27 protein-coding genes and 1 pseudogene are annotated in these 25980 nt (G+C 60.2%); 14 read left to right on the top strand and 14 right to left on the bottom strand.

Going from position 1 to position 25980, the window contains the following annotated elements:
* The 6 genes from ACR0K4_RS21810 to ACR0K4_RS21785 all read left to right on the top strand — a co-directional run bounded on the left by ACR0K4_RS21810 (position 1) and on the right by ACR0K4_RS21785 (position 4688).
* Positions 1-1074, top strand: coding sequence for an ABC transporter ATP-binding protein (locus ACR0K4_RS21810; protein ID WP_480855763.1), 1074 nt, complete (start codon positions 1-3; stop codon positions 1072-1074).
* Positions 1074-1937, top strand: coding sequence for a carbohydrate ABC transporter permease (locus ACR0K4_RS21805; RefSeq protein ID WP_170670891.1), 864 nt, complete (start codon positions 1074-1076; stop codon positions 1935-1937). Before ACR0K4_RS21810 ends, ACR0K4_RS21805 begins: the two co-directional genes overlap by 1 nt.
* Entirely contained in the window at positions 1934-2731 is a 798-nt protein-coding gene (locus tag ACR0K4_RS21800) for a carbohydrate ABC transporter permease (RefSeq protein WP_058280831.1), read from the top strand. Before ACR0K4_RS21805 ends, ACR0K4_RS21800 begins: the two co-directional genes overlap by 4 nt.
* An 8-nt stretch (positions 2732-2739) precedes the next feature.
* Positions 2740-3141: a DUF2160 domain-containing protein gene (locus tag ACR0K4_RS21795; protein WP_480522154.1), complete on the top strand. Its 402-nt coding sequence runs from the start codon at positions 2740-2742 to the stop codon at positions 3139-3141.
* Positions 3142-3208: 67 nt separating this feature from the next.
* On the top strand, positions 3209-3604 hold the full coding sequence (locus tag ACR0K4_RS21790) for a BlaI/MecI/CopY family transcriptional regulator (protein WP_480522155.1): 396 nt from the start codon (positions 3209-3211) through the stop codon (positions 3602-3604).
* Positions 3591-4688: a M56 family metallopeptidase gene (locus ACR0K4_RS21785; protein WP_480855762.1), complete on the top strand. Its 1098-nt coding sequence runs from the start codon at positions 3591-3593 to the stop codon at positions 4686-4688. The genes ACR0K4_RS21790 and ACR0K4_RS21785 overlap by 14 nt, the downstream gene beginning before the upstream one ends.
* Before the next feature lie 37 nt (positions 4689-4725).
* On the opposite strand, the gene iolG is transcribed toward ACR0K4_RS21785, so the two are convergent.
* The 6 genes from iolG to iolD are packed head-to-tail and all read right to left on the bottom strand — an operon-like array spanning position 4726 to position 11096.
* Complete coding sequence (gene iolG, locus ACR0K4_RS21780) at positions 4726-5715, bottom strand: inositol 2-dehydrogenase (protein WP_480522157.1); 990 nt, start codon at positions 5713-5715, stop codon at positions 4726-4728.
* Entirely contained in the window at positions 5709-6548 is an 840-nt protein-coding gene (locus ACR0K4_RS21775) for a class II fructose-bisphosphate aldolase (RefSeq protein WP_480855760.1), read from the bottom strand. Before ACR0K4_RS21775 ends, iolG begins: the two co-directional genes overlap by 7 nt.
* Positions 6545-7402 carry a 5-deoxy-glucuronate isomerase gene (locus ACR0K4_RS21770; protein ID WP_480522159.1) on the bottom strand — a complete coding sequence of 286 codons (858 nt, stop codon included), beginning with the start codon at positions 7400-7402 and terminating at the stop codon, positions 6545-6547. The genes ACR0K4_RS21775 and ACR0K4_RS21770 overlap by 4 nt, the downstream gene beginning before the upstream one ends.
* A gap of 12 nt (positions 7403-7414) precedes the next feature.
* A complete protein-coding gene (gene iolC / locus ACR0K4_RS21765; RefSeq protein ID WP_480530091.1) occupies positions 7415-8392 on the bottom strand; it encodes a 5-dehydro-2-deoxygluconokinase in 978 nt (325 codons plus the stop codon).
* Positions 8389-9228 carry a phytanoyl-CoA dioxygenase family protein gene (locus tag ACR0K4_RS21760; RefSeq protein WP_480855759.1) on the bottom strand — a complete coding sequence of 280 codons (840 nt, stop codon included), beginning with the start codon at positions 9226-9228 and terminating at the stop codon, positions 8389-8391. Before ACR0K4_RS21760 ends, iolC begins: the two co-directional genes overlap by 4 nt.
* Complete coding sequence (gene iolD / locus ACR0K4_RS21755) at positions 9228-11096, bottom strand: 3D-(3,5/4)-trihydroxycyclohexane-1,2-dione acylhydrolase (decyclizing) (protein ID WP_480855758.1); 1869 nt, start codon at positions 11094-11096, stop codon at positions 9228-9230. Before iolD ends, ACR0K4_RS21760 begins: the two co-directional genes overlap by 1 nt.
* A 129-nt stretch (positions 11097-11225) precedes the next feature.
* Here iolD and ACR0K4_RS21750 point away from each other — a divergent pair, with 129 nt between their 5' ends.
* Genes ACR0K4_RS21750 through ACR0K4_RS21740 form a run of 3 tightly spaced genes read left to right on the top strand, consistent with a single transcriptional unit; the run spans position 11226 to position 14389 of the window.
* On the top strand, positions 11226-12329 hold the full coding sequence (locus ACR0K4_RS21750) for a Gfo/Idh/MocA family protein (protein ID WP_480855756.1): 1104 nt from the start codon (positions 11226-11228) through the stop codon (positions 12327-12329).
* Positions 12330-12348: 19 nt separating this feature from the next.
* Positions 12349-13242 (top strand): TIM barrel protein, encoded by an 894-nt coding sequence (locus tag ACR0K4_RS21745; RefSeq protein ID WP_480855755.1) that lies wholly within the window; start codon positions 12349-12351, stop codon positions 13240-13242.
* A gap of 13 nt (positions 13243-13255) precedes the next feature.
* Positions 13256-14389 carry a Gfo/Idh/MocA family protein gene (locus tag ACR0K4_RS21740; RefSeq protein WP_480855753.1) on the top strand — a complete coding sequence of 378 codons (1134 nt, stop codon included), beginning with the start codon at positions 13256-13258 and terminating at the stop codon, positions 14387-14389.
* Here the strand turns inward: ACR0K4_RS21740 and ACR0K4_RS21735 are convergent.
* Positions 14386-15390, bottom strand: coding sequence for a LacI family DNA-binding transcriptional regulator (locus tag ACR0K4_RS21735; protein WP_480855752.1), 1005 nt, complete (start codon positions 15388-15390; stop codon positions 14386-14388). The genes ACR0K4_RS21740 and ACR0K4_RS21735 overlap by 4 nt on opposite strands.
* Before the next feature lie 188 nt (positions 15391-15578).
* On the opposite strand from ACR0K4_RS21735, the gene ACR0K4_RS21730 reads away from it, so the two are divergent.
* The 3 genes from ACR0K4_RS21730 to ACR0K4_RS21720 all read left to right on the top strand — a co-directional run bounded on the left by ACR0K4_RS21730 (position 15579) and on the right by ACR0K4_RS21720 (position 18530).
* Complete coding sequence (locus ACR0K4_RS21730) at positions 15579-16529, top strand: sugar ABC transporter substrate-binding protein (RefSeq protein WP_480522167.1); 951 nt, start codon at positions 15579-15581, stop codon at positions 16527-16529.
* An 86-nt stretch (positions 16530-16615) separates the two neighbouring features.
* Complete coding sequence (locus ACR0K4_RS21725) at positions 16616-17740, top strand: ABC transporter permease (RefSeq protein ID WP_480522168.1); 1125 nt, start codon at positions 16616-16618, stop codon at positions 17738-17740.
* 1 nt (position 17741) lies between these two features.
* The gene (locus tag ACR0K4_RS21720; protein ID WP_480522169.1) at positions 17742-18530 is read left to right on the top strand and encodes an ATP-binding cassette domain-containing protein; all 789 of its coding nucleotides are present in this window, start codon (positions 17742-17744) and stop codon (positions 18528-18530) included.
* A gap of 36 nt (positions 18531-18566) precedes the next feature.
* Here the strand turns inward: ACR0K4_RS21720 and ACR0K4_RS21715 are convergent, their stop codons facing one another.
* From ACR0K4_RS21715 to ACR0K4_RS21695, 5 genes are read right to left on the bottom strand one after another with little or no spacing between them, the layout of a single operon-like run.
* A complete protein-coding gene (locus ACR0K4_RS21715) occupies positions 18567-19109 on the bottom strand; it encodes a DUF3833 domain-containing protein (RefSeq protein WP_480855750.1) in 543 nt (180 codons plus the stop codon).
* Positions 19106-19723: a DUF3833 domain-containing protein gene (locus tag ACR0K4_RS21710; protein WP_480855748.1), complete on the bottom strand. Its 618-nt coding sequence runs from the start codon at positions 19721-19723 to the stop codon at positions 19106-19108. The genes ACR0K4_RS21715 and ACR0K4_RS21710 overlap by 4 nt, the downstream gene beginning before the upstream one ends.
* Positions 19720-20943: an MFS transporter gene (locus ACR0K4_RS21705; RefSeq protein WP_480855746.1), complete on the bottom strand. Its 1224-nt coding sequence runs from the start codon at positions 20941-20943 to the stop codon at positions 19720-19722. The genes ACR0K4_RS21710 and ACR0K4_RS21705 overlap by 4 nt, the downstream gene beginning before the upstream one ends.
* Positions 20943-21479, bottom strand: coding sequence for a hypothetical protein (locus ACR0K4_RS21700; protein WP_480855745.1), 537 nt, complete (start codon positions 21477-21479; stop codon positions 20943-20945). The genes ACR0K4_RS21705 and ACR0K4_RS21700 overlap by 1 nt, the downstream gene beginning before the upstream one ends.
* Positions 21436-22764 carry an NAD(P)/FAD-dependent oxidoreductase gene (locus tag ACR0K4_RS21695; protein WP_480855744.1) on the bottom strand — a complete coding sequence of 443 codons (1329 nt, stop codon included), beginning with the start codon at positions 22762-22764 and terminating at the stop codon, positions 21436-21438. The genes ACR0K4_RS21700 and ACR0K4_RS21695 overlap by 44 nt, the downstream gene beginning before the upstream one ends.
* Positions 22765-22956: 192 nt before the next feature.
* Between ACR0K4_RS21695 and ACR0K4_RS21690 the strand changes: the two genes are divergently transcribed.
* Complete coding sequence (locus ACR0K4_RS21690) at positions 22957-23682, top strand: SDR family NAD(P)-dependent oxidoreductase (protein ID WP_480855742.1); 726 nt, start codon at positions 22957-22959, stop codon at positions 23680-23682.
* A 17-nt stretch (positions 23683-23699) separates the two neighbouring features.
* On the opposite strand, the gene ACR0K4_RS21685 is transcribed toward ACR0K4_RS21690, so the two are convergent.
* Together ACR0K4_RS21685 and ACR0K4_RS21680 are read right to left on the bottom strand one after the other, a co-directional pair.
* Positions 23700-25352, bottom strand: a complete 1653-nt coding sequence (locus tag ACR0K4_RS21685; protein ID WP_480855740.1) for a DUF6504 family protein — start codon at positions 25350-25352, stop codon at positions 23700-23702.
* A 62-nt stretch (positions 25353-25414) separates the two neighbouring features.
* Positions 25415-25702 (bottom strand): I78 family peptidase inhibitor, encoded by a 288-nt coding sequence (locus ACR0K4_RS21680; protein ID WP_480855738.1) that lies wholly within the window; start codon positions 25700-25702, stop codon positions 25415-25417.
* Between the two features lie 130 nt (positions 25703-25832).
* On the opposite strand from ACR0K4_RS21680, the pseudogene ACR0K4_RS21675 reads away from it, so the two are divergent.
* A pseudogene (locus ACR0K4_RS21675) lies at positions 25833-25980 on the top strand (S-(hydroxymethyl)glutathione dehydrogenase); the annotation flags it as partial.

Genomic DNA, 25980 nt, shown 5'->3' with positions numbered 1-25980 from the left:
ATGGCACAGATCAAGCTTTCAAACCTGCGACACAGCTATATGCCTAACCCGCAAGGCCCGCAGGACTATGCGCTGAAGGAAATCGACGTCACTTGGCGCGATGGCGGGGCCTATGCGCTGCTGGGGCCCTCGGGTTGCGGCAAGTCCACCTTGCTGAACATCATCTCGGGCTTGCTGACCCCGTCCGAAGGGCAAATCCTGTTCGATGATCGGGACGTCACCACCCTGCCCACCGATCAGCGCAACATCGCGCAGGTGTTCCAGTTTCCGGTGATCTACGACACGATGACTGTTGGGGAAAACCTGGCCTTTCCGCTGAAGAACCGCGGCGTAGACCCGGCAACGATCAAACGTCGCGTCGATGAGATCGCCGAGATGTTGGACGTCACCGATATGCTGAACACCCGCGCCAGTGGCCTGAGCCCGGACAACAAGCAGAAAATCTCGATGGGGCGCGGTTTGGTCCGTGATGACGTGAACGCGGTGATGTTCGACGAACCACTGACCGTGATCGACCCCCATCTGAAATGGAAACTACGCTCGAAGCTGAAGGAACTGCACCAGCGCGTGCAGGCCACGATGATCTACGTGACCCACGACCAGACCGAGGCCCTGACCTTCGCGGACGAAGTGGTCGTGATGCAAGAGGGCGAAGTGGTACAGATCGGCACGCCGGTGGAACTGTTCGAGCGCCCTCAGCACACGTTCGTCGGCCATTTCATCGGCTCACCAGGTATGAACGTTCTGCCTTGTGAGGCCAAAGGCGACCGCGCCGTGTTCGAAGGCCATGAGGTGATGCTGGAAGGCCCAACCCACGGCGACGGTGGCCGCACCGATCTGGGTATCCGCCCGGAATACGTGGGCTTTGGCGATACCGGTATCCCGGCGCATGTGACCAAGGTTTCCGACATTGGCCGCCACTATGTGGTTAGTGCCATGGTCGGCAATACGGCCCTGAAAGCCGTGACCGAGCACAGCGTGCCCGAGCCCGGTTCAGAGGTCTTCCTGCAATTCAAACCTGAACAATCCCGCGTCTATCGCGACGGCTGGATCGCAACCGAGGAGCGCAGCTGATGAGAACCGAAAACCAAAAAGCGTGGTTCTTTGTCCTGCCGGTGCTGGCGCTGGTCGCGTTCAATGCGCTGGTGCCGATGATGACGGTGGTCAACTACTCGGTGCAGGAAACCTTTGGCAACAACCAGTTCTTTTGGGAAGGTCTCGGCTGGTTCGAACAAATCCTGCGCTCGGATCGTTTTCAGGCCGCACTCGGACGGCAGTTCCTGTTCACCTTCCTGATCCTGTTGATCGAGGTGCCACTGGGCATCATCGTCGCCCTTTCGATGCCGCGCAAAGGCTTTTGGGTACCTGTCTGTCTGGTGCTGATGGCCTTGCCAATGCTGATCCCTTGGAACGTGGTCGGGTCGATGTGGAACATCTTTACCCTGCCGAAAATCGGCCTGATGGGATACTTCCTGAATGACGTTCTGGGCATCAACTATGACATGACGCAACAGCCTCTGTCGGCCTGGATCACGGTCATTGTCATGGATGTCTGGCACTGGACGTCGCTGGTCGTGCTGCTGTGCTATGCGGGCCTCGTGTCGATCCCGGATGCCTATTACCAGGCCGCCAAGATTGACGGTGCCAGCCCGTGGTCGGTGTTCCGCTATATCCAGTTGCCCAAGATGAAAACCGTCCTGACCATCGCCGTTCTGCTGCGGTTCATGGACAGTTTCAACATCTATACCGAGCCCTTTGTTCTGACGGGCGGCGGTCCCGGAAACTCAACCACCTTGCTGTCGATCGACCTTGTGAAGATCGCGCTGGGACAGTTCGACCTTGGCCCGGCTGCGGCGATGAGCCTGATCTATTTCGCCATCACGCTGCTGGTCAGTTGGGTCTTCTACACTCTGATGACAAAGGATGACGCGCAATGAAGAAGCGGTCTCTTATCCCGATCCTCTATATCGCGTTTCTGATGCTGCCGATCTATTGGCTGGTGGCGATGTCCTTCAAGACCACGAACGAGATCCTGTCGGGCTTTTCCCTGTTCCCGCAGACCTTCACGCTGGAGAACTATATCACCATCTTCACCGACCCCACATGGTACTGGGGCTACATCAACTCGATCATCTATGTGACGATCAACACGGTGTTGTCGGTCTGTGTGGCCCTGCCTGCGGCCTACGCGTTCTCGCGCTATCGCTTCTTGGGCGATAAGCAGCTGTTCTTCTGGCTTCTGACCAACCGGATGGCTCCGGCAGCCGTGTTCGCGCTGCCGTTCTTTCAGCTGTATTCCTCGATCCACCTGTTCGACACCTATCTGGCCGTGGCTCTGGCGCATACGCTGTTCAATGTGCCGCTGGCGGTGTGGATTCTGGAAGGCTTCATGCGCGGTATTCCCAAGGAACTGGACGAGACGGCTTATGTGGACGGTTATTCCTTCCCGCGCTTCTTCGTGACGATCTTCCTGCCCAACATCAAAGCGGGCGTGGGCGTCGCGGCGTTCTTCTGCTTCATGTTCTCGTGGGTCGAGATGCTGCTGGCCAAAACGCTCACCGCGGTCGAGGCCAAACCCATCGCCGCCGTGATGACCCGGACCGCCTCCAGCGCGGGGTATGAACTCGGCCTGCTGGCAGCCGCCGGGACGCTGACCATCATCCCCGGTGCCATCGTCATCTGGTTTGTCCGCAACTACATCGCGCGCGGGTTCGCGATGGGTCGTGTGTGAGGTTCGATATGCGTAAACTTCTTCTCACCCTCCCCTTCCTGCCGACCATGGCAACGGCCCAACAAGCTGGATGGGGCAATGTCGGCCAGCAAGAGGAAAAAGGCTTTTCCTGGACCGATCCCCTATGGCCAGACTTCTGGATGGCCTGGACACCCGCGACGCTGGCGCTGTTCGTCGGCATCTTCTCGGCCATTGCCCTGATCGGTGTGTTGGAAGGGTTCAAGTTCCGCGACGGCATTGAACGGCGCGGCGTGCTTGGCCTGACGACAACGTTGGGGGATCGGCTGTTCATCACACTTCTGGGCTCCGCCTATATCTTCCTCGCGTGGCTGGGCCTTATGGGACAACCCGTCTGGACGCCGCTTTTCCTGTCCATCGGTTGGGGCGTTTTCGTGTTCTGGAAAGTTTAAGCTTTGCGAAACAGAGAAAGGATGCTTGTCTGTCAGGCATACTAAAAAAATGGCGACACCGAGATCGATGCGAAAGAAAAAGACAACCAACCTGCTGACCGATGTTGAGCTGGAGTTCATGAATGAACTTTGGGCGCTGGGTCAGGGCTCGGTCCGTGATGTCCTTGGTCGCCTGCCACCAGAACGCAATCTGGCCTATACATCCGGCGCAACCATCATGCGGATTCTTGACGACAAAGGGTTTGTCGAAAGCCGCAAGGACGGGAAAACGCTGATTTATAAGCCGCTTCTGGAAAAGGACAGGTATCAGGCGCGCTCGCTTCAGAACCTGTCCCGCACGTTGTTTGACGATACGCCCGCCTCGTTGGTGGCGCGGCTGGTCGATGACGCCGGGCTGAGCGAGACCGACTTGGAGGAAATTCGGGCACTGGTAGAGAGGAGACTGCAAAATGACAGCGGTTAAACCGGTACTCGACACATATCTTGAGCTGAATCTGATCATGGCATTGTCGGTGCTGATCTGGTTTGCGGCCCGGTTGGTTCTGGAGCGCACATCTCTGCGTGTTGCCTATTTCGCGCAGCTTCGGGTCATGAAGGGTCTGTTGCTTTGCATCGCGCTGAGCCCGCTTTTGGCGATCGGCGTTTTTGCGCTGACCGACCTGGTATTCCCGGGTCAACCGGTCGCCATCGGTGACATTGCGGTTGCGGCGTATCTTCGGGGTGAAATCGCGCTGCCAGCCGCGCAGTTTGAAACCCTTCTGAACACGCGTGAACGGTGGATCGAAACGGTTTTGGCAGGGAGGTCCCTGGGAACGAGTGTTTTGCTGTTCTGTCTTTTGGCCGTATCGGCCTGTCTGGTGCTGCGTGTTGTACGCGCCGGATTACGCATCCGCGAGACGATCAACGCAAGTTTTCTATGGCGGCGGTCTGCGAAGGTCGATGTGCGCCTGTCTGACCGGATTGCCGTGCCGTTTGCCGTGCGTGGTCTGCGCCGCCGTCATGTGGTTTTGCCCAGCCATCTGATCGACAAACCGAACGAGCTGCGCTTTGCCATTGCGCATGAGTTTCAGCACGTGCGCGCGGGGGATGTCGAATGGGAGCTGGTTCTGGAATTCCTGCGCCCGGTATTTTTCTGGAATCCGGCCTTTTTGATACTGAAAAACCAGTTTGAACGCCTGCGCGAACTTGGATGCGACCAGTCGATCATGGCGCGCCGGCGGTTGAACGCCAAAGAATATGCCAACTGCCTTCTGGATTACTGCGCCCGCACGATGACACGGGAAAAACCCTATGTTCTGGATGTGGCTTTGGTGGGAGGCAGCCGGGCGAAACGGGTTTTGCGACAACGCGTTCTGGCGCTTGCGGCAGCGCCGGTTGCACATAGCCAGTTGCCGCTATTTGTGATCGGAACATCGGTGATCTTTGCTGTGCTGCTGTCGGTCGGCTCGGCGTCGATGCGGCAGACTGACGATTGGAGTCATGATCGGATCATGTTGTCGACCGTCGTCAATCTGGAACGTCTCGCAGAAAGAAATCAGGGGAACTGAGCGCCCGCGTAAAGTGCTTTAACGCGGGCGGCTTTTGTCAATCCACCATCACCACACGGCTATCGGCGCATGATGTTGCGGCTGCATCGGCCAACATCTGCGCTTTCAACCCGTCCACAATTCCGGGTGTGACGGGTCTTGATGCCATGACGGCCTCGACGAAATGTGCCATTTCGGTGCGATAGGCCGCCTCATACCGTTCCAGAAAGAAATGCTGTGCCGGGGCTTTGCAGAACCCGTTGGGGGTGGCGACTTCAACCGTGTTTTCCAGCATGTTCTCTGCCCGCAACAGGCCCTTTTCCCCGTGCACCTCGATCCGCTGATCATAGCCATAGCTTGCCCGGCGCGAGTTCGAGATCTGGCAGATCTTGCCGCTGGCGGTGGTCAGGGTGACGGCTGCGGTATCGACGTCTCCGGCCTTGCCGATTTCGGGATCGACCAACGCGGAACCAACCGCGTAGACGCTGATGGGTTCCTCGCCCAGCAGAAAGCGGGCCATGTCCAGATCGTGGATCATCATATCGCGGAACAGCCCACCCGAACTTTCGATATAGCTGATCGGTGGTGGCGAGGGATCGCGGGACAGGATGGTGACGATCTCGACCTCACCGATTTCTCCGGCAGCGATGCGGGACTGGATGTTGGCAAAGCTGGGGTCAAAGCGGCGGTTGAAGGCGGTCATGAAGGGAACGCCCGCCGCCTCGACCACTTTGATGCAGTCGCGGATGCGGTCGGCGGACATATCAACGGGTTTTTCGCAAAAGATCGCCTTGCCCGCACGGGCCGCCTGATGGATCAGGTCGTAATGGGTGTCGGTTGGAGTTCCGATGACCACCGCATCGACATCCGGGTTTGCGATCAATGCATCCGCAGACAGGACCTTGGCCCCCGTCTTGTCGGCCAGTATCTGTGCCGGTTCCGCGAAGGCATCCGCCACAGCGGTGATCCGTGCACCTTCGATTTGCCCGACCGAGCGCGCATGTACCTGCCCGATCCGTCCGCAGCCCAGCAATCCGATATTCAGCATGTCATGCCCCCTTTGAAGGCCTGAAGAACGCGGCGGGTCGCCTCGACCACCGGCTCATGTGTGTCTTTCAGAATAAGTACGCGGTCGAACCGGTCCGGATCGGCATTCACCGCCGCGCGCAGGGCGTGGCCGAAAGCCATGCGCAGCTCGGTTCCGATGTTGAACTTGCAGATTTTCGAACCCCGCGCCAGCGCCGTGCGCTGCGCCACGGGCACGCCCGATCCGCCATGGATCACCAAAGGCACCTCGGTGACGGCCTCAATGGCGCGGATGCGGGCCTCGTCCAGACCGCCTTCCTTGTTCTGCTGCAGATGGACATTGCCAACCGAGATCGCCATCGCATCCACGCCCGTCTCGCGGGCGAATTGCGCCGCCTCGTCCGGGTTGGTGCCATCCGAGCCTTCGCCGCCGGAATAGCCGACAAAGCCAATCTCTCCCTCGCAGGAAACCCCGGCAGAATGGGCCATTTCGACAATTGCAGCGGTCTCAGAGATATTCTGGGCCAGTGGTTTGCGCGAACCGTCGAACATGACTGAGGTAAAGCCGCTGTCGATCGCAATGCGGCAGTCTTCGTGGGTGTAGCCGTGGTCCAGATGGGCCACGACCGGCACGCTGGCCCCTTCGGCCAGATGCCGGAACATTTTGCCCAAGACCGGCAGCGGCGTGTGCTCGCGGCAGGACGGGCCGGCTTGCAGGATGATCGGCACGTCTTCGGCCTCGGCTGCGGCCACATAGGCGCGCATGTCTTCCCAGCCCAGCGTCACCAGCCCGGCCACGGCATAGCCGTCACGCAGCGCGGGTTGCAGCACGTCCGATAATGTCACAAGGCTCATTTGAACTTGGCCACCATGTCCATGATGCCGGGGATCGTATGCAGCTGATCCGCATGGGTCGGCTGGAAATACTGCTTCAGCGAGCGTTGGCTGAGGCCGCCGAGGATGGTGAAATAATACATCTCATACCCTGGCAGAACCGCGCAGGGGTGGTAGCCCTTGTCCAGCAGGATCGTTGAGCCGTCCATGATGTGGTAGGCATCGCCCGGCTTGTTATCCTCGCGCTGCAGCATCTGAACGCCCGAGCCATGGTTGGGTCGGAAGCGGAAATTATACGTCTCGTCATGGCGGGTTTCGATCATCTCGCCATCGTCGCCTTTGCGGTCGGTGTCATGCTTGTGGCTGGGAAAGCCGGACCAGCCGCCCTGACCGACGGTATAAAGCTCGGACACCAGCAAGCGACCCACCTTGTCGTGGTGGTTCGCGCCCAGAATGTGTTTGATCTTGCGGTGGGTCTTGGTGTCGTCCGAGCCATATTGCACCAGATCCAGCTCGGGCACGCGGACGTCAAATGGCTCCAGCACGCGGTCGAATTTTGCGCCAGCGATGAAGGTTTCGGTTTCATCCGTCACGCAGCTGATACGCACCTTGGCTCCGACGGGGACATAAACGCCTTCGGGCTCGCCGTCCCAGACGTCGATGGTGCGGTTGCCGAGGTTGGTATAGATCGCGCCGTCCACATCGACATCCACGGTACCGGTGGCGGGCACGATACAGGTCTCATAGCCCGGCACAGCATATTCGAACACCTCGCCCTTTTTCAGTTTGACGATGTTGAAATAGTTCAGCGGCACCAGATCATGGTCGGCATCAACGATGGGTTTGTTCTGGTTGTCATGGGGCGCGATATGCATCTGCGTCTCCTTTCAGGTATCCGTGGGGCCCGGGTGCCGGGCCAGAAATTCATCCAGTTCGGGCGTGGTCGGCATGGCCCCGGCACAACCGGGTTTCGACACGACGATGGAGGCACAGGCCGAGCCGCGCAGAACCGCGTTGCGCAAGCCGTGCCCGGCGGCGATCGAGGCGAGAAGGCCGGCCAGAAAACTGTCGCCCGCGCCGTTGGGCTTTACGGCGGTAACGGGGTAGATGCCGGTCCGGACCTCTTGCCCGTCCGCCAGCGTAATGGCCCCTTCGTGGCCCATCTTGTAGATCACCATTTTGCCGTTGGCCGCCAGTTCGCGGGCCTTGTCCAAGCCCTTTTCGATGCCGCCGGCCATAAAGCCGAACTCTTCATCATTGCCGACGATCAGATCGCTTTCGTTGCCCGCCCGGGTCAGAACATCCGAGGCGACGTCCGGCGACGGCCAGCTATAGGGGCGGTAATCGATGTCGAAGATCACCGGCAGGCCTGCAGCACGAGCGTTTTCGAACGCGCGGAACGTGGCCGAGCGGGAAGGCTCGGCCGCAAACACCGTGCCTGCCGTGATCAGGGCCGAGAATGCGCTGTAGTCGACCGCGTCCATATCCGCCTCGGTCACCTGAAAATCAGCGGCCCCGTTGCGATAGATGACGTTCTGGAAATCCTCGATACAGCTTTCATAAACGGCAAGGGAGGTGCGCGCCTCCCCCCCCACGGCACGGATGAAACGGGTATCCACACCGTAATCCTGCAGCCGGTTCACGCAGAACCGCCCAACGGCGTCGTCCGAGACCGAGGTGATCAGCGCCGCTTGCGACCCCAGCTTGACCAGCCCCGCGCAGATATTGGCGCTGGAACCACCGAGATCGGCACGAAACACCTGTGCGTCTTCGCTTTTGGTGCCGACCGGGTCGGCGAACATGTCCATCCCGGCCCGGCCAAACACGGCAAAGCGATTGCCTTTTATGCCTTCGATCAGAGTCACTTGCGCCCCTCGGTATTGCCAGCCCGCGCGGTGTCCAGCACCTCGGGGTAGGGATAGTTCAGACCCAGCAATTGCCGCATGTCAGGGCTGGCCTGATCAATGAAATCCTGCGGCAGGGCGGCGGGCATATCCTCCATCGGCTTGACCCATTTTGGCAGGTACTGGATCAGGATCGCGCTGCGGTCGTGATCTGCATTGTTCGGCATCGCGCAATGCCATGTGACACCATAAAACAGAGCTACATCGCCCGGCTCTCCGGTCATGCGGTCGCATCTATCATAGAACCTGTCTTCAGGCGTCGGATAGCGTAGTTCTTTCTGCGAACCGGGCACATAGCCGGTCGCGCCGCTTTCTTCGGTGAACGGGTCCAGCAGGACCGAGACCTGTGCGTTCATCGGAAACGAGCCATTCAGACCGACAGGATGCGTTTCCGGGCTGTGAAAATCCCAATAGGGATAGTCCACATGCGGTTCCTGACCGGGGCCGCCGGGCAGGATGCGATTGGCGGCGATTGAGCCCATAATGAATTCGGTGCCTAGAAACTTGCGCAGGATCTTCATCAGCACCGGATGCGCCGCCATGCGCGAGAACACGTCGCCCTTGGCCAACAGGTTCCACACCCGACGTTGCAGGTTCAGCTTGCCGTCTTCTTCTGCAGCGCCCTGAAAATGGGTCACTTTCTCGGCGGCTGTCTCGGATTCGGCCATGATGATGGCGCGCGCCTCGGCGATTTCGTCGGATGTGAACAGGCCTGATATGGCAACCGCGCCGCCGCCGTTCAGCAACTCATCGACGATGATGTCAGGATCGGCTGTTTCTGCTGTGAACCGTTTCATCACACCCCCTTGCGCTGTTTCTCACGCGTGGATTCCCATTCGACATGCGCATCGCGGACCTTCTCATCCGCCGAGGTGTGGGGGGTGCCAACCTCCCACCAGGCGTGGCCTTCGGTTGTCCAGCCTTCATAGGCGTCCACATCCATGACGATCACATAAGTCTTGTCGCTGGCCTTGGCGCGCTTGAACGCCTCGGCCAGCTCTGCCGGGTTCGCGACCTTTTCGCTGGTCGCCCCCATCGAGGCTGCATGGGCCGCGAAATCGACGCCAAAGGTTTCGGGGATGGTGGGACAATCCTCCAGCAGGTTGTTGAAGCTTTCATTGCCCGTGTTGTTCTGCAGCTTGTTGATGACCGCAAAGCCGCCATTGTCTAACACCAGAACGATCATCTTCTTCCGACTCAGAACCGAGGAATAGATGTCTGAATTCAGCATCAGGTAAGACCCGTCACCGCAGAAGGTGATGGTGTCCTTGTCGGGCTCGCGCTCGGACTGGGCAATGCGCGCGCCCCATGCGCCTGCGATCTCGTACCCCATGCAGGAGAAGCCGAATTCGACATCGACTGTGCCGATATCCAATGTGCGCCAGTTGGCGGTGACTTCTGCAGGCAGCCCTCCGGCAGCGGCGACCACACGGTCGCGGGTATCGCAAAGCTCGTTCACGACACCGATGGCCTGCGCGTAGGAATTCGGGCGGTTTCCGTACGAGACATTCTCGGCCACATAGGCATCCCACTTGCGCCGCTCGTCTTGCGCCTGCGAAACCCAATCCTGCGGTGCTGTGTAGTCTACAGCTTTTGTCAGAGCCTGAATCGATAGCTTGGCATCGCCAACAACCGGGAGCGACATGTGCTTGCCCGCATCATGCCGTGCGGCGTTGATCGAGATGAACTGAGCATCCTTGGCAAACGCCGTCCACGACCCGGTCGTGAAATCCTGCAGGCGGGTTCCGATGGCGACGATCACATCGGCCTGCTCAGCAATCGCGTTGGCACTGTCCGATCCAGTGACGCCGATCGGGCCGATATTCAACGGATGGGTCGCCAGCATATTGGCGCGGCCTGCGATGGTTTCGACGACCGGAATCTGGTGCTTTTCGGCAAACTCGGTCAACTCGGCCACGGCTTGCGAGTACTGCACACCGCCACCTGCGATGATCATCGGGCGTTTCGCTCCGGCCAGAGCGGCGACTGCATCGGCAACCTCACCCGCATCGGGCGCTTGGCGGCGAATGCGATGCACCTTCTTCTCAAAGAATTTCACCGGATAGTCATAGGTCCAGCCCTGAACATCCTGCGGCAGCCCAAGGAAGGCAGGCCCGCAATCGCCCGGGTCCAGCATTGTCGCAATGGCAGCGGGCAGGGATTGAATGACCTGCGCCGGATGGGTGATGCGGTCCCAGTACCGGCTGACCGGCTTGAATGCGTCGTTCAAGCCAAAGGTCGGATCGTTGAAATTCTCCATCTGCTGCAAAACCGGGTCCGGCAGGCGGGTGATGAAGGTATCTCCGCACAGCATCAGCATTGGCAGGCGGTTGGCATGGGCCAGTCCGGCCGCTGTCAGCAGATTCGCAGTCCCGGGCCCCGCGCTGGCGGTGCAGAACATGAATCGCTGACGCAGCCACTGTTTGGCATAGCCCGCAGCGGCGAACCCCATGCTCTGTTCATTCTGTCCGCGATACAGCGGCAGCTCATCCCGCACCGTGTTCAGCGCCTCGCCAAGGCAGGTTACGTTGCCATGGCCGAAAATCCCGAAACCCCCGCCACATAACCGATATTCCTGCCCGTCGATCTCGATAAACTGGTTCGACAGCCAGCGAATGATCGCCTGCGCCGTTGTCAGGTAAACAGTGTCGTGTTGCGCGGACATGTCTGCGGGCTCCTTTAGGAAAATTGCGGTGCTGTGCCGAATGCAGCTTGCGAGAGTCCTATTCTCACGATACAAGTTTTGCAACCGGTTGCAAATGGTTTTCAAGAAAAAGCGAGGGAGGGCGTCGGAATGGCAGAGATCGGCATTGGCATTCTGGGCGGCGGATATATGGGCAAGGCCCACGCGGTTGCCATGTCCTCGGTTGGTGCCGTCTTCAATACGGGCCTGCGCCCCCGGTTGGAGATGGTGTGTGCCTCCTCGCCCGAAAGCGCCGAGCGCTATCGTCAGGCCTACGGATTCGCGCGCGCGACCGACGATTGGCAGGTGCTGGTGAATGATCCCAAGGTCGAGGCCATTGTGATCGCAACCCCTCAGGAAACGCACCGTCAGATCGCCTTGGCGGCGCTTGCGCTCGGCAAGCCGGTTCTGTGTGAGAAACCTCTCGGCGCGTCGATGGAGGATGGCGCTGCGATGGTGAAGGCGGCCGAGGCCTCGGGCGTGGCCAACATGGTGGGTTTCAACTACATCCGCACGCCCGCCAGCCAATACGCCCGCCAATTGATCGCGGACGGAGAGATCGGCGATGTCACATGGTTCCGGGGTGAGCACACCGAAGATTTCTATGCCGATCCGCAGGCCCCCGCGACCTGGCGCACGACCGGCATATCCAACGGGACGATGGGCGATCTTGCCCCGCATATGATCAACGCCGCGCTGGCCTTGATCGGGCCAATCGTGCGCGTGATGGCCGAGGTCGAGACCGTGCACAAAAGCCGTCCGGGAGGCGACGTAGACAACGACGATCACGCCCAGATGATGGTACGCTTTGCCAGTGGTGCGATGGGGTCGATGTATTTCAGCCGCATCGCGACCGGGCGCAAGATGGGCTACGCTTATGAGATCAGCGGCACCAAGGGCGCGATCCGCTTTGATCAAGAGGATCAGAATGCGCTTTGGCTCTATCGTATGGATGGTCCAGAATCGGAACGCGGGTTCTGCAAGATCCTGACTGGCCCCGCGCACCCCGACTATGAGCCGTTTTGTCAGGGTCCCGGCCATGGCACCGGCTATCAGGACCAGATCATCATCGAGGCGCGCGATTTCCTGCACGCAATCGAGACAGGCAAGCCGGTCTGGCCGACCTTCCGCGACGGGCATGAGGTCAACCGGATCGTCGCTGCGGCGCTGGCGTCGTCGGCGGATGAAAGCTGGAAAAACATCGAAGATTTCTGAGCATCGGAGATAAGACAAGATGAGCATCAGAATTGGCAATGCGCCCTGTTCCTGGGGCGTGGAATTTGCGCAGGACCCGCGCAATCCGCATTGGAAAACCGTCCTCAGCGAATGTGCCGAGGCGGGGTATAAGGGCATCGAGCTGGGCCCGGTGGGCTTCATGCCCGAAGACCCTGCGATCCTGGCCGACGCGCTGGCCGAGCATGATCTGGAACTGATCGGCGGTGTGGTGTTCCGCAACTATCACGACCCCGACGCGTGGGAGGACGTGCTGGACGCCACCCATCGCACCGCCCGCGCGCTGAAGGCGCATGGGGCGCAGCATCTGGTGCTGATCGACGCGATCTCACCCCGTCGCGCGCCCACCGCTGGTCGTGCGAATGAGGCCGAGCAAATGGACAAGGCCGAATGGACAGCCTTCCGGGATCGCCTTGCCGAAAGCGCGCGCATTGGCGCTGAGGAATACGGGCTGACCGTAGGCATGCACGCCCACGCGGCGGGTTTCATGGATTTTGAGCCCGAGTTGGAACGGCTGCTGGATGAAGTGGACGAAAGCCTGCTGAAAATCTGTTTCGACACCGGGCATCATTCCTATGCCGGGTTTGACCCCGTGAGCTTTATGCAGCGCTACGTTGATCGGATCTCGTACATGCACTTCAAGGATATCTCACCGACCGTAAAGGCGAATGTGATCGCCAATCGGACCGGCTTTTACGATGCCTGCGGGCAGGGAATTTTCTGCAATCTGGGTGAGGGCGACGTGGATTTTCCGACCGTCCGTCAGGTGCTGCTGGAGGCAGGCTTTACCGGATGGTGCACGGTCGAACAGGATTGTGACCCGACGCTGGATCCCGACCCGGTCGGCGATGCACGGAAGAACCGTGAATATCTTGAATCCATTGGTTTCAGCTAAGGAGACCCAGAGCATGACCAAGCTAAAATGGGGCATGATCGGCGGTGGAGAAGGCAGCCAGATCGGGCCGGCGCACCGTCTGGGCGCACTGGCAGACGGGCATTTCGAACTCACTGCCGGAGCGTTGGATCATCGGCCCGATATCGGGCGCGAATATGCGCAACGTTTGGGCATCGCGGCAGACCGGGCCTATGGCAACTGGACCGAGATGCTGGAAGGTGAGCGCGGGCGCGATGACCGCATTGATCTGGTCACGGTCGCGACGCCGAATGCGACACATTTCGAGATCACCAAAGCCTTCCTTGAGGCCGGGTTCAATGTGCTGTGTGAAAAGCCGATGACCATGACCGTGGAAGAGGGCGAAGAGATCGTCAAAGTGGCCGAGAAATCCGGCAAGATCTGCGCGGTCAACTACTGCTATTCCGCCTATCCCATGGTGCGACAGGCCCGCGCGATGGTGCGCGCAGGTGAGATCGGCAAGGTCCGTCTGGTCGTCACCAATTTCAGCCACGGCCATCACGGCGACGCCACCGATGCCGACAATCCGCGCGTCCGCTGGCGTTATGATCCGGCGATGGCGGGCGTGTCGGGTCAGTTCGCCGATTGCGGCATCCACGCGATGCATATGGCCGGGTTCATTGCTGATGATGAAGTCGAGTCTCTGTCTGCCGATTTCGCCTCAACCATCGGCAGTCGTGAGCTTGAAGATGACGCCATGGTTAACTTCCGCACGGCAAAGGGTGCGGTTGGAAGGCTATGGACGTCCTCGGTGGCCATCGGTCGCCAGCACGGGTTCGACATTCAGGTGTTCGGGGAAACCGGCGGCCTGCGCTGGGCGTCCGAGCAGCCGAACCAGTTGATCTATACGCCCGTCGGTGGGCGCTTGCAGATCATCGAAAAGGGTGAGGGCGGGTTGCACGAGGACGCGCAGCGCCTCAGCCGCGTGGCGATTGCACATCCCGAGGGCTTCCCGCTGGCGGTCGCGAATATCTATTGCGATCTGGCGGATGCGATTGCCGGAGAGCTTCGCGACGGGTTGCCCAATGCAGCAGACGGTGTGCGGTCGATGGCGGCGGTCCATACGGCGGTCGCGTCGGCCAAGCAGGGCAGCGCATGGATGGATGCCCGTCCGCCGATGTTCCGCTAACCTTCAGGCACGGGGCGCAATGTGCCCCGTTCCACCACCGAGCAGGGGAAAATACGCGCCTCGGGATAGCGGTCGGGTTCCTGCAGGGTCGCCACCATAAGCTCAATCGACGAACTGACGATCTGTCTGATCGGCTGATGAATGGTGGTGAGGTCGATGTTCTCCCACCGGGCCATCTCCATATCGTTCAGACCGATGATGCCGATATCTTCGGGCACGTTCAGGCCGCTGTCCAATACCGCCGACAGGACGCCGATGGACAACACGTCGTCACCGCAGAAATAGGCCTCGGCCCGTTCAGATTTCAGCAGTCGCAGCATTTCCTGTCGGCCCGCGTCGAACGAGTAAGCCTCGGCGAAAGAGCAGGTCACGGTGACCTCAGGGTGCAGCGCCATTTCCGACATGAAACCAGCATGGCGATCCTGCGTTGATGTAGCGGCTTCGGGCCCGCCCAGAAAGGCCACTTTGCTATAGTCGCGCGCGACCAGTTCACGAGCGGCCATGCGCCCGCATTCCACGTTGTCGATTCCAACCACATGCACCTGCGGCGACGATGATGACCGGCCAAAGCTGTGCACCACCGGCACGCCCGCATCGCGGAATGCCTTGGCAAAGCCCGGCGGGAGGGTTGAGGATGCCACGACAACGCCATCAACCGAATACTGACGCAGCATCCGAACCGAGTTCTCGGGCTCAACCTCATCGGTGAGGTTCACCAGCAAGGGGCGCAGGCCGCGATCTTGCAGGCCTCGGGTAAAGAGGTCGAAGACCTCTAGAAAGATGGGGTTGTGAAAGTTGTTCGATACCAGTCCGATCAGCTTGGTGCGCCCTGTCGTCAGCGACGAGGCCAGCGCGTTGGGGCTGTATCCCAACTCGTGCGCGGCCTTCTCGACCTTGCGGCGCATCTTGTCGGATACCGAGGCCCCGTCGGTGAAAGTGCGCGACACAGCTGACCGGGATACACCCGCGCGCTCTGCAACCTCTTTCAATGTGACAGCCATGATCTGCCTGACCTTCCCGCGTTTGGTGATAGCCCTCTTACCCTTAATCTCGGGCAGATACAGTATGAAACAGGTTCAATATCTTTTGCAACCGGTTGCAAAATCATGACGGATGTGCTCTAACGCGACTCGGAGAGGTGCGAAGAACCGCCTCAATCCGCGATAACATGAGTTTTTGGGAGGACATCATGACATCACTGACGAAGAAGCTGGCGCTGGCGGCGGTGGTCGCTGCGACGCCGCTGATCGCAGCCACAAGCGTTGCGGCGGAGGGCGAGAAGTACATTCTGGTCAGCCACGCACCAGACAGCGACAGCTGGTGGAACACGATCAAGAACGGTATCGCGCTGGCGGGCGATCAGATGGGTGTTGAGGTTGAATATCGCAATCCGCCCACCGGTGACCTTGCAGATATGGCGCGGATTATCGATCAGGCCGCAGCTTCGGGCCCCAACGGGATCATCACCACGCTGGCGGATTATGACGTGCTGAGCGGTCCGATCAAATCGGCTGTGGATGCGGGTGTGGACGTGATCATCATGAACACCGGCACACCGGATCAGGCCCGTGAAGTCGGCGCGCTGATGTATGTGGGTCAGCCCGAATATGACGCCGGTTTCGCGGCCGGTCAGCGGGCCAAGGGTGACGGCATCGGCTCATTCCTGTGCGTGAACCACTATATCGTTCAGCCGTCCAGCCAGGAACGCTGCCAGGGCTTTGCGGATGGTCTTGGTATTGAACTGGGCGATCAGATGATCGATGCCGGTCAGGACCCGGCTGAGATCAAGAACCGCGTGCTGGCCTATCTGTCGGCCAACCCGGACACCGAAGCGGTTCTGACGCTTGGCCCGACCTCGGCTGACCCGACCATTCTGGCGCTGGAAGAAAACGGCATGGCCGGTGACATCTATTTCGGCACCTTCGATCTGGGTGGCGAGATCGTCAAAGGCATCAAGTCGGGCGTAATCCAGTGGGGTATCGACCAGCAGCCCTTCCTGCAGGCTTACCTGCCGGTTGTTGTGATGGCGAATTACCACCGTTACGGCGTTCTGCCCGGCAACAACATCAACTCGGGCCCCGGTTTCGTGACTGCGGATGGCCTGACCAAGATCGAAGAATTCGCTGGCGAGTACCGCTAATTCTTGCAACGCGGGTGCCCTGCGACCGGGGCGCCCGCTGACAGTTTTCTGACGCAAATCACTGTTTTTATCGGAGGAGCGCTCTCATGGGCGAGTCTGCTCAAAACACGACGTTAACCGACGAACGGATCAAAGAGATCTCGCCCCTACGCAAGGCCCTGATCCGGCCCGAGCTGGGCGGGATGGTCGGAACCGTCGCGGTCTTCACCTTTTTCCTGCTATTCGCCTTTGACAGCGGCATGTTCAACGCGCAGGGCATGATGAACTGGTCGGTTGTCTCGGCGCAGTTCATGATCATCGCGGTCGGCGCGTGCCTTCTGATGATCGCGGGTGAGTTTGACCTGTCCGTCGGATCAATGATCGGCTTTTCCGGCATGATGATCGCAATCTTCTCGGTCACGCTCAGCTGGCCGGTGTGGATGGCAATCATCGTCACCTTCGCCATGGCCGTCGCGATAGGGGCCTTGAATGGCTGGATCGTGGTTCGGACCGGGCTGCCCAGTTTCATCGTGACGCTGGCCTTCCTGTTCATCCTGCGCGGCTTCACCATCTTCCTGCCTCAGGTGATCGAGCGCAAAACCATCATTGGCGGTGTTAAGGACGCGGCCGAAGGCGATTGGCTGGCCCCGATCTTCGGCGGCAAAATCCTGCAAGGGCTATTCCAGTGGCTGGGCGACGCCGGGATCATCGCCGTATTCGAACGTGGCACCCGTGCAGGTCAGCCGGTTGTGGACGGTGTGCCCATGCTGATCGTCTGGGCCATCGGGTTGATCATCTTTGGTCACGTTCTGCTGACCAAGACGCGGTTCGGCAATTGGATCTTTGCCTCGGGCGGGGATGCCGAGGCAGCGCGCAACTCGGGTGTACCTGTGAACCGGGTCAAAATTCTGATGTTCATGTTCACCGCCTTCTGCGCCACCGTCTTTGCCGTCTGTCAGGTGATGGAGTTCGGCTCGGCGGGCGCCGACCGGGGTCTGCTGAAAGAGTTCGAGGCGATCATTGCCGTGGTCATCGGCGGCGCGCTTCTGACCGGAGGCTACGGCTCGGTTCTGGGGGCGGCGCTGGGCGCGCTGATCTTTGGCGTGGTGCAGCAGGGTCTGTTCTTTGCGGGCGTCGAAAGCTCCTTGTTTAGGGTCTTTCTTGGCGTGATCCTTTTGGGGGCGGTGATCCTCAACACCTATATCCGCCGCATCATCACAGGGGAGCGTTGATATGAATCCCGAACATGCACCCATTATCCAGATGAAGAACATCGAAAAGCATTTCGGCAGCGTGATCGCGCTGGCGGGGGTCTCGGTGGATGTGTTCCCCGGCGAATGTCACTGTCTTCTTGGCGACAACGGCGCGGGCAAGTCGACCTTCATCAAAACCATGTCGGGCGTGCATCAACCCACGCACGGAGAGATCCTGTTTGAAGGCAAACCCATGCACTTCACCGATCCGCGCGATGCGATCGAGGCCGGGATTGCGACGGTGCACCAGCATCTGGCGATGATCCCTTTGATGTCCGTGTCGCGCAATTTCTTCATGGGGAATGAGCCTGTGAAGAAGATTGGTCCGATCAATTTCTTCGATCATGATTATGCCAATACCGTCACGATGGAAGAAATGAAGAAGATGGGTATCAACCTGCGCGGTCCCGATCAGGCGGTCGGCACCTTATCGGGCGGTGAACGCCAGACCGTCGCCATCGCGCGCGCAGTTCACTTCGGGGCCAAGGTTCTGATCCTGGACGAACCGACCTCAGCCCTTGGTGTACGTCAGACGGCCAACGTGCTGGCCACCATCGACAAGGTGCGCAAGCAGGGCATCGCCGTTGTCTTCATCACGCACAACGTCCGCCATGCGCTGGCGGTGGGGGATCGCTTTACCGTTCTCAACCGTGGTCAGACGCTGGGCACGGCACAGCGTGGCCAGATCACCCCCGAAGAGCTGCAGGATCTGATGGCCGGTGGTCAGGAAATGGTCGAACTGGAGGGCAGCCTCGGCGGCACCGTCTGATCCTATCACACCCCGCCGGTTGCTTTGGCGGGGTGTCTATTTCTTTTCAAAGAACAGAATAACTTCGCCCAGGCGCACGCCAAAACGCGAAACATAAGCTCTGTTCAACAGACGATCATCGGACAAAAGCCACATCCAGTCGTCGAAATCGACCCGCATGGTGCCGTCCTTGACGGGCAGGTCGATCTTGTACTTCCAGTTGAACGTATCGCCCCGCTCGATACCGCTGGCGGTGCCCAGCACACCGGGGGCGGTACCGGTCCAGGTGTCTTCGCCGGTCTTGGTCAGGGTCCAGATGCGCTGCTCGGTCGCGCCATCGTCGTAGACGAAATCCTCGACCAGCGTCAGCGTTTCGCCATCCCATGTGCCGTCTATGTCTACCGTAAAGCGGCGCGGGACGTTGCCCAGCACATCCTGAAACTGCCCATAAGCGACGGTCTTGCCCTCAAAGAACTCTTCAAGGTTCAATTGGCGATCTGACAGGAAGGTCTTTGGGAAGCGCGGCTTGGCCGAACAGGCGGCCAGCACCACAAGCCCCGTGATCGCGACAACCGCGACAAGGGTCCGGCGTGCAATCATTGCAGAGGCCTCAGTTCAGAGTCTGTATCGTGGCCGTTTGCACCATGCAGATGGGCGGCTTTGACCTCGGGTGCGGGGCGCATCGTGGCGACCAGCTCCGCGACCTTCAGGCCGAACTTGCGCATCTCGGAGCGGTTCATGATCACACCGTTTTCGGTCAGATACATCCAATCGGTGACGTCCAGCGTGTGCCCGCCCGCGTCCTCGGGCAGGATAATGCGATAAGTCAACTTCACGGTCGCGCCGGAAATGGTGCCGCGACCCTCGCCAACGATATCATCGGCCGTGGCGGTGAACGTATTGCCGGTCCCCAGTGTCAGGTACCATTTGCGGGTCATCTTCTTGCCGTTGGAATAGGTGAAATACTCCGCCAGCGTGCCGGTATTTCCGTCCCATTCGCCAACCATGCGCGCCACAAAGCTATTCGACATCTTGCCATTGGGGCCATAGATCAGACCTTCGGACAGGATCTCGCCATTCAGATGCTTTTTCATATCGAACCCGGGGCCGGTGCCGGAATAATCCGCCGGGGATTGAGACCGAAAGCTTAGAAACCGCCCTTTGGCAGCGAGCAGGGCCAGAACGGCCAGAAGCAAGAGAACAAGAGTTTTCATTTGGCAGACACCTCGGTTGGCAGCGTCAGGACCATGCCAAACGCGCCGAGTTTCAGAATGCAGGGCAGCACGGCATAGGCAAAGTTGAGTGTACGCAAAGCCTCGGCTGAATTGGTTTGACCCGGTGTGAATCCGCTGCGCTCCAGCAGCGGCAAAGTAAAAAAGGCGGCCAGTGCGAGGCCCAGCTTGCCGGCAAAGGACCAGATGCCGAACGCGGCTGAGGCGTTCAGCCCGGCGCGGGTCAGCACGACTGAGAACATGGCAGGCAAAACGACCATATCCGCCCCAAGGGCCGCGCCGGATGCGAGACAGATCAAGGCGAATCCTGTCAGGTTGCCTGCCGTCAACGTGGCCGCCCCGACAAAGCCTGCAATCGCCAGCGGCATCGCAATGATCAGAGTCTGTTTTGGGCCAATTCGATTGCTGATCCGCGCCCAGAGCGGCACACTGGCCCCCGCGCTGAGGAAGAACAGGATCAGCAGTGGCCCGGCCTTTCCGGGCAATTGCAGCCTGTCCTCGACAAAGAACAGAAACAGGGTTGAGGTGATGGCAACCGGCAAACTGTTCACCAGTGCCAGCACCAAAAGCCGCAACGCACCGGATTGCCCGAGCCCGGCAAAGGATAACCCCTGTCCGGTGATCGGCGCGCGACGCCACATCGGCAGGGTCACGGCCAATGTCACTATCGCCAGAACACCCAGGAACAACCCAAACGCCGGATATCCCTGAGCACCCGCACCAAACGCGACAAACAGAGCCGGGGCCGCCGCCGCGATAACAACCCCGGTCAATTGCCCGCCCTCGCGGAAGGCGGCCAGCGTCATGAGTTCCTTTGGGCTGGCCTCTTTCGCCAGCGTTGCGCTGCGCCCGTATAGCAGGATCGTACCAAGGCTGTAGGCCGAGAACAAAAGAACCAGGATAGAGACTAATGCATAGATACTGGCACCATTTGGCAAGCCAAACAAAAGCGGAAAACCGATGGCCAGACCCAGTGCGGCGGCGGCGGCAAACGTGATCTGAGCGCCCGGCCAACGGTCAATTGCCCAGCCGATCAGAGGGTCCTGCACCAGATCGACCAGTCGGATCACCAGTAAAACGGTTCCGATAACCCCCAAGCCGATGCCCAGATTGACGGCGGCAAAGCGCGGCAAGTGGATATAAAGTGGGATGCCCGCCGCGGCCAGCATCAAGGCATAGAGGCTGACTCGCGGATACAGCATCACTGCCCGCGCAGTTTCTGCGTGAAGGCAGCCGAGCGGGTGTTCTCACCAAGGAAGATTGACATGAAGCTGCGTTTGATGTCCGGGTAGGTCATGGTGCAGGTCTTGCGTCCATTCAGCCAGAATTCGACCTTGTTCGGCCCTTCGGACACCGCCAGAAACCGGTCGCCCTTGGTGACGGCGTCGAAACACACCTCAAGTTGATCGCGCACCGGGGCCGCCCGCCCGATCCGCTTCATCTCGTCCAGAGTCGAATTGATCAGCGCCTTCTTCGTGACGTTCCTGCGATATTTCAACTCCAACCCGAAATCCTGGCTCCAGGCCAAAGGGCGGCCGCCCTGAGTGAAAAGCTGGGCATCATAAAGCGGTAAGCCCAGATAGCGATAGGTTGCGGTGCCGCGCAACTCGGCGTCTTTCAGCTCGTCAACAACGGGAGACGCCGCCAGCCCGCCTGGGGCCAGCAGCGCGGCAGAAAGTAAAACGGCGCTCAGGCTAAGCCGAGGCGCTAAAGATGGGGTCTTTGTCAGAGAGTGCATTGTCAGCTCCGATTAACTGCGGGGCGCCATTCAACATATCGACGACATGCATCGCGCTGGCGATCCCGTCTTCATGAAACCCGTGCCGGTTATACGCTCCGGCGAACCAGGTGCGGTTCTGTCCCTGCATGTTGCGGATTTGCCCTTGTGCTTTCAGGGCGGCCTTGTCGAACACCGGATGGGCGAATTCGACCTGGTCATATATTTTTTTCGCGGGAATTTCGGATGAGGCGTTCAGTGTCACAAAAAGCGGGTCGCTGTCGGGGATGTTCTGAAGCCGGTTCATCCAATATGTGACCCCAACATTGCCGCCCTGTGACCGATACGTCCAACTGGACCAGCAGGCGCGGCGGCGCGGCATCTGCCGGGGATCACAGTGCAATATGGCTGTGTTGGGCTGGTATTTGATCGCACCAAGGGCGGCCCGTTCCGCCGGTGTGGCGGCATCGCCCAGAATGGCCAGCGTCTGATCGGAATGGGTGGCCAGAATGACCTCATCATACAAATCGGCCTGACCCTGGCTAAGCACGGTCACACCCAAATCGTGCCGCTGGATGTTCTGAACGGGGCTGTCAACGCGGATAGCGCTACCGCGCGCACGTAGCGCAGCCTCGATCCGGCGGACATATTCGATGCTGCCGCCTTTGACGGTGTACCACTGGTGCTGGTTGGCGCGGCCCGAGGCCAACAAAGCGTGATTGCGGAAGAACTGCACCAGCGATCGCGCCGGGAACTGATCCACGAACTCGACCGGGGTGGACCAGATCGCGCCGCACATGGGCATCAGGTAGTTATGGCGGAACCAATGACCCAGACGCAGCTGATCCACCAGCTCTCCGATGGTGGTATCATCGTCTTGCGCGGCTTCGGGGGCTTCTTTACCGAAGCGCAGGATATCTGCGATCATCTTGTAATAAGCAGGCCGCGCCAGATTGCGTTTCTGCGCCGTCAGCGTGCGCAGGTTGTTCAACCCGTATTCGATCCGGCCATTGTCGATGGTCGCGCCAAAGCTCATCTCGGATTTCGTGACCGGGACGTTCAACTCGTCAAACAGCTTGGTTAGATAGGGGTAAGTCACATAGTTGAACACGATGAATCCGGTATCGACCGGCTGATCGCCATTGCGTCCCGCCATCACCGTTCGGGCGTGTCCACCCAGCCGGGGTTCGGCCTCGTACACGGTGACGTCATTGTTTTCTGACAGATAGTAAGCTGCGGAGAGACCTGAGATGCCTGCGCCAATTACTGCGATTTTCTTCCGGTCGCCCCGGGATTCGTCGAACATTCAAGCCTCGTTATGTAACGTATTACAATAGGATACGCAGGATAGGCGGGGGTGGATCAATCGGGTTAGAGGTTTTTCTTCAATGCACTACGTTGTGACATCGGGTTACGGCCCGCGTTACAATCGTTACGACGTGATCCAGCGCCCTGTTGGGGCCGTAAAAGCACCATGAGAGAATGAAACGGTCGCTGAATGAGCAGTTTTGACGGAAAAACCTACTGGATCGTCGGCGCAAGCGAAGGCTTGGGCCGCGCGCTGGCCGAGGCGCTGGGCCGTAAGGGCGCGCATCTGATCCTGTCGGCGCGCAATGCGGATCGGCTGGCTGAGATCTGTTCCGCGCTGCCAACCGCGCGTGCGGTTCCGATGGATGTGACCGATTTAGAGTCTGTTCGCGCCGCTGTGGCCGAAGCCGGGCCGGTTGACGGGCTGGTTTACAATGCCGGGGCGTACGACCCGATGCGCAGCGGTGATTGGGATACTGAGGCCGCGCTGCGGATGGCCGATGTGAACTATCTGGGCGCCATGCGGGTGTTGGGTGAGACCGTGCCGGGCATGGTAAAGGCAGGGCGAGGGGAGATCACGCTGATCGGATCGCTTGCGGGCTATCACGGGCTGCCTGCCGCCATCGGTTATGCCTCCAGCAAGGCGGCGCTGGTGTCGCTGGCTGAAACGATGCGACATGACCTGGCCGGAACCGGCGTGACCGTTCGGATTGTGAATCCGGGTTTCATCAAAACCCGGCTGACCGAAAAGAATAATTTCAAGATGCCGATGCTGATGACGCCCGAAGATGCAGCGGATCGCGTGGTCAAAGCCATGTCGCGCCGACGTTTTCGCACGGATTTTCCTGCACCATTCTCCTGGGTGATCCGGTTGATTGATTACCTGCCGGATTTGCTGGTTTATCGCGGAAAATAGATCCTAATCAAGTGATTTCAGCCAAACTGTCCCTGACAGAACCAGCCGGCGGACATCGTGCCGCCATGGCCGTAGAACAGCCATAGCCGCTCGCCTTGTTCCGTCACCACCGCCCAGTAATCGCGCACCCCGCTGCGCCAGTTGGGGTCATCCAGCCACCATTCCGGCGCAATACGCTCCGGCCCGGTGGCCTGCGCCAGCTGCCAGTCGCGCCCGCGCCAGCGGAAGGCGGTTGGAACATCCGGGGTTTCCGGGGCCATCACCGGCTCGGGCTGCCACATCTGCAGGGGACGCGGGCGAGGCGGTGCTGGCCAGTCGTGCGCGGGTTCAGACCATGCGGCGGCCAGCACCTGCGCCGTTTTCTCGGGGATATGCGAGGCCGCGGGGTGCCGCCTTGTGATCGCGTCCAGCCCGACCCGTGCGCCCAGTTTGCCAATCAGGTCTTCGACGGCGGTGTTGCCTTCAAGGCGGTTCCGAGCCACCTGCTGCGCCTCGGCATGACCAGCCATGGTGCGGGCGTGGATGGGCTCGGTTTGGATCGCCTCAAGCCGCAGCATGTCGATGCCATAGCCGGCATCGATCTTGTCGATTTTCATCTCTAACAAGGGGCGAATACGGTATTTGTCATAGGTGGGGCGGGCCAATCCGACCTCGATGATCTCGGCAGCCTGATCGGCGCGATGCGCCTCAAGCCGCAGGGTACGGACACCGCGGCCTTTCTCTTCCAATTTGGTACAAAGCGTTGGCAACACCCGGTCGACGGCGGCCATCACATCCTCGACCAGTCCGATCGGATTGGGCAGAGTCATGCGCACCGCGAAGTGATGCGGCGGACGGGCGGGCGAGACCGGCTCGGGCGCGCTGCCCATCGCCTGATCCAGCCGCAGCACCAGCCCGCGTCCGAACCGCCGGGCCAACCCGGCGCGCGGCTGGCCCAGCAGATCCCCGATCCGGCGCAGGCCCAGACTGTTCAGCTGCGTCACGATCCGATCCTCAAGCCGCAGCGCCGCGATGGGCAAGGGGCTGAGCGCGCCATAGGACTGACCGGGTGCCGCGATCCGCGCACCACCCCCCAGCGCGACCACCTGCGGCGCGGCCCCGCCCCTGGTCCAGTGCCGCCGCTTGGTGGCGCGGGCGCGGGTGGCGCGCGCCTCCTGGCTGATGGCGTCGCCATTACGGTCCGAGGTGGCCTCTTGCCCCGCATAACGCGCCAGCGCCCAGGCCGCGCCCAGCGTGTCGGCAATACCCATCTGCACGCTGAGGCCCATATCGGCGCAGTCGGTTTCGATCACATGCAGCAGCGCCTCTTCCCCGCCAAACAGATGCGCACAGCCCGACAGGTCGATGACCAGACCATCGGGCGCCTCCTCCGCGACCCAGGGGCTGAACTTGCCCACCCAGCGGCGCAGCGCGGTCAGAAACGCAGCCTCGGCCGGGGCGTTGCGGGGGCGTGTCACCAGTGCCGCGCACATGGCATGGGCATCGCGCACCGGCTGGCCCACATGCAGACCGGCGGCCTGTGCTGGCGCATTCAGAGAGGTGACGACCTGCATGTTCGACTGTTCCGCCACCACCGCCAAAGGCCCATCCTGCAGCCCCCGCGCGGCGCGGATCAGCCGTTCAGCCCCCAGACGGGGGAACCACAGGGATAATATTCGGCGTTTGGGCATCGGGTAGACATCAAAATGTTCTTATTTTGTTCTTAAATGAGAATCAGCGCCCGAGTCCACGCCTACCCGCAGGTCACGCGCTGAATGATCCCCGATCCGTTCACAAACACATTCAACCGACCAATCCGATAATCCTGCGTGGCAATGTCATCCGGACCCAACACGCGCGACCGTTCGGGCAGATCGGCCTGAAAGGCAGACACTGGCTGGCCCACCGCATCGGCAAAGGCTTCCCCCTGGCAGAACGCCAGATCGACCGGCGCGGCCTCGGGGTCGGTTCGCGCCTCTTTGGGGGCAGGGGGCTCGGCACAGGCCGCCAGAAGGACCAGGATCGGGATAAATCGGTGCATTGGCGGTCCTTGGTCTGACAATGTCGTTTCTGCAATATCAACTGTTTAGCACAGCTGCCATCAAAGCGCAGTTGAAAACACCCTGCATTTGACGCAGGGTCGGGGCAAACAAGACAGGGAGACAGTCACCATGCGCACCCGAGCCGCCGTCGCCGTTCAGGCGGGCAAACCTTTGGAAGTGATGGATGTGAACCTCGAAGGCCCCAAAGCCGGTGAGGTTCTGGTGGAGATCAAAGCCACCGGCATCTGCCACACCGATGAATTCACCCTGTCGGGTG

This window comes from Ruegeria sp. K11 (assembly GCF_056531905.1).
This window is presented reverse-complemented; position numbering and strand designations above follow the sequence as displayed.

Excerpts from the sequence above, each read along its gene's own strand:
- ACR0K4_RS21810 (WP_480855763.1), top strand. The coding sequence starts at position 1 with ATGGCACAGATCAAGCTTTCAAACCTGCGACACAGCTATATGCCTAAC.
- ACR0K4_RS21805 (WP_170670891.1), top strand. The coding sequence starts at position 1,074 with ATGAGAACCGAAAACCAAAAAGCGTGGTTCTTTGTCCTGCCGGTGCTG.
- ACR0K4_RS21800 (WP_058280831.1), top strand. The coding sequence starts at position 1,934 with ATGAAGAAGCGGTCTCTTATCCCGATCCTCTATATCGCGTTTCTGATG.
- ACR0K4_RS21795 (WP_480522154.1), top strand. The coding sequence starts at position 2,740 with ATGCGTAAACTTCTTCTCACCCTCCCCTTCCTGCCGACCATGGCAACG.
- ACR0K4_RS21790 (WP_480522155.1), top strand. The coding sequence starts at position 3,209 with ATGCGAAAGAAAAAGACAACCAACCTGCTGACCGATGTTGAGCTGGAG.
- ACR0K4_RS21785 (WP_480855762.1), top strand. The coding sequence starts at position 3,591 with ATGACAGCGGTTAAACCGGTACTCGACACATATCTTGAGCTGAATCTG.
- iolG (WP_480522157.1), bottom strand. The coding sequence starts at position 5,715 with ATGCTGAATATCGGATTGCTGGGCTGCGGACGGATCGGGCAGGTACAT.
- ACR0K4_RS21775 (WP_480855760.1), bottom strand. The coding sequence starts at position 6,548 with ATGAGCCTTGTGACATTATCGGACGTGCTGCAACCCGCGCTGCGTGAC.
- ACR0K4_RS21770 (WP_480522159.1), bottom strand. The coding sequence starts at position 7,402 with ATGCATATCGCGCCCCATGACAACCAGAACAAACCCATCGTTGATGCC.
- ACR0K4_RS21760 (WP_480855759.1), bottom strand. The coding sequence starts at position 9,228 with ATGAAACGGTTCACAGCAGAAACAGCCGATCCTGACATCATCGTCGAT.
- iolD (WP_480855758.1), bottom strand. The coding sequence starts at position 11,096 with ATGTCCGCGCAACACGACACTGTTTACCTGACAACGGCGCAGGCGATC.
- ACR0K4_RS21750 (WP_480855756.1), top strand. The coding sequence starts at position 11,226 with ATGGCAGAGATCGGCATTGGCATTCTGGGCGGCGGATATATGGGCAAG.
- ACR0K4_RS21745 (WP_480855755.1), top strand. The coding sequence starts at position 12,349 with ATGAGCATCAGAATTGGCAATGCGCCCTGTTCCTGGGGCGTGGAATTT.
- ACR0K4_RS21740 (WP_480855753.1), top strand. The coding sequence starts at position 13,256 with ATGACCAAGCTAAAATGGGGCATGATCGGCGGTGGAGAAGGCAGCCAG.
- ACR0K4_RS21735 (WP_480855752.1), bottom strand. The coding sequence starts at position 15,390 with ATGGCTGTCACATTGAAAGAGGTTGCAGAGCGCGCGGGTGTATCCCGG.
- ACR0K4_RS21730 (WP_480522167.1), top strand. The coding sequence starts at position 15,579 with ATGACATCACTGACGAAGAAGCTGGCGCTGGCGGCGGTGGTCGCTGCG.
- ACR0K4_RS21725 (WP_480522168.1), top strand. The coding sequence starts at position 16,616 with ATGGGCGAGTCTGCTCAAAACACGACGTTAACCGACGAACGGATCAAA.
- ACR0K4_RS21720 (WP_480522169.1), top strand. The coding sequence starts at position 17,742 with ATGAATCCCGAACATGCACCCATTATCCAGATGAAGAACATCGAAAAG.
- ACR0K4_RS21715 (WP_480855750.1), bottom strand. The coding sequence starts at position 19,109 with ATGATTGCACGCCGGACCCTTGTCGCGGTTGTCGCGATCACGGGGCTT.
- ACR0K4_RS21710 (WP_480855748.1), bottom strand. The coding sequence starts at position 19,723 with ATGAAAACTCTTGTTCTCTTGCTTCTGGCCGTTCTGGCCCTGCTCGCT.
- ACR0K4_RS21705 (WP_480855746.1), bottom strand. The coding sequence starts at position 20,943 with ATGCTGTATCCGCGAGTCAGCCTCTATGCCTTGATGCTGGCCGCGGCG.
- ACR0K4_RS21700 (WP_480855745.1), bottom strand. The coding sequence starts at position 21,479 with ATGCACTCTCTGACAAAGACCCCATCTTTAGCGCCTCGGCTTAGCCTG.
- ACR0K4_RS21695 (WP_480855744.1), bottom strand. The coding sequence starts at position 22,764 with ATGTTCGACGAATCCCGGGGCGACCGGAAGAAAATCGCAGTAATTGGC.
- ACR0K4_RS21690 (WP_480855742.1), top strand. The coding sequence starts at position 22,957 with ATGAGCAGTTTTGACGGAAAAACCTACTGGATCGTCGGCGCAAGCGAA.
- ACR0K4_RS21685 (WP_480855740.1), bottom strand. The coding sequence starts at position 25,352 with ATGCCCAAACGCCGAATATTATCCCTGTGGTTCCCCCGTCTGGGGGCT.
- ACR0K4_RS21680 (WP_480855738.1), bottom strand. The coding sequence starts at position 25,702 with ATGCACCGATTTATCCCGATCCTGGTCCTTCTGGCGGCCTGTGCCGAG.